1 protein-coding gene is annotated in these 1,166 nt (G+C 64.8%); it reads right to left on the reverse strand.

Going from position 1 to position 1,166, the window contains the following annotated elements; genetic code table 11:
- Positions 1 to 13: 13 nt before the first annotated feature.
- Positions 14 to 1,080 (reverse strand): IS630 family transposase gene (locus tag FBQ73_RS02485; protein ID WP_138397954.1). Its coding sequence is split into 2 segments (ribosomal slippage): positions 14 to 594 and positions 594 to 1,080, totalling 1,068 coding nucleotides; the frame shifts between segments, so codons are not numbered across the junction.
- Between the last annotated feature and the right edge of the window lie 86 nt (positions 1,081 to 1,166).

Consider the following 1,166-nt stretch of genomic DNA (forward strand, 5'->3'; position numbering starts at 1 on the left):
ATACCAACGGCCCTTATGAATGACCGATGTGCGCCCATTGGCTGCTGCCGATGGATGTGATGGTTTCTGGGTTTTCGGTGAGACTGCGCCAAGCCTCGCAGGCGGCATCGACGATGTCGGCGTAGGTCTCGAAGACGCTGTTGGAGAGAAAGTTCGATCGCAGATACTGCCAGATCTGCTCGACCGGGTTCAACTCCGGCGAGCGCGACGGCAGGAAGATCAGCGTTATGTTCTTCGGGACGGTGAGCATCCTCGTAGTGTGCCATCCGGCGCGATCGAGCAGCAGCACGGCGTGCGATCCCCGAGCCACCATGGTCGAGATTTCGTCGAGGTGCATCTGCATGGCCTCGGTACCGATATAGGGCAGCGTCAAGGCGGCACCGACGCCGCGCGCCGGGCAGATGGCCCCGAACAGCCAGGCATTGTCGTAGCGCTGGTCGGCGGGCTGGCGGGGTCGCGTTCCGCGCCGCGCCCATTGCCGGACGATGCCGTTCTTCTGACCGATCCGGGCCTCATCCTGAAACCAGACCTCGATGCGGCGCCCCTTCGACAGGTGCCCGACGTGAGCGTTCAGGGTCCGAAGGAAGTTTTTTTGAAGTCCTCCATGACCTTGGGGTCCTGCCCGGGATGCCGGGGGCGGGCGCTGATGTGCGAGAAGCCGATCGCCTTGAGGATCTTGCCGATGGTTCGCTCGTGGTATGCGACGCCGAAGCGGTCTGCGACGACCTTCCTCAGGTCGAGGCGCCGCCACCGGACGACGCCGTGGACCCTGCGATCCGGGCCGGTCTCGACGATCTCGGCGAGTTCGGCCAGCTGCGCCTTCGACAGCCGGGGCGGATGGCCCTTGGGGCGGATGTCGCGCAGCCCGTCGGGGCCGAGCGCGTTGAAGCGGTGAACCCAATCGCGCAGGGTCTGACGATCCATGCCGCCGATCCGAGCCGCTTCGGCGCGATCCATCCCATCAAGGACCGCTGCCAGCGACAGCAGCCGCCGGCTCTGATTGGCGTGTTTCGAAGCAGCGGCGAGCCGCCGCAAATCCGAAGCCGAGTAGTCCGTCCGAAGCTGCACCGCAGAGGCCATGGCGCGAATCCTCCCCGCACCATGGAATCAGCGATCGCACTCAACCGAAAGCCCCTGAGAGTCACCCTCAATCGCCGTTGGTATAA

Source organism: Xanthobacter autotrophicus, from assembly GCF_005871085.1.
In the GTDB taxonomy this organism is placed as follows: domain Bacteria; phylum Pseudomonadota; class Alphaproteobacteria; order Rhizobiales; family Xanthobacteraceae; genus Xanthobacter; species Xanthobacter autotrophicus.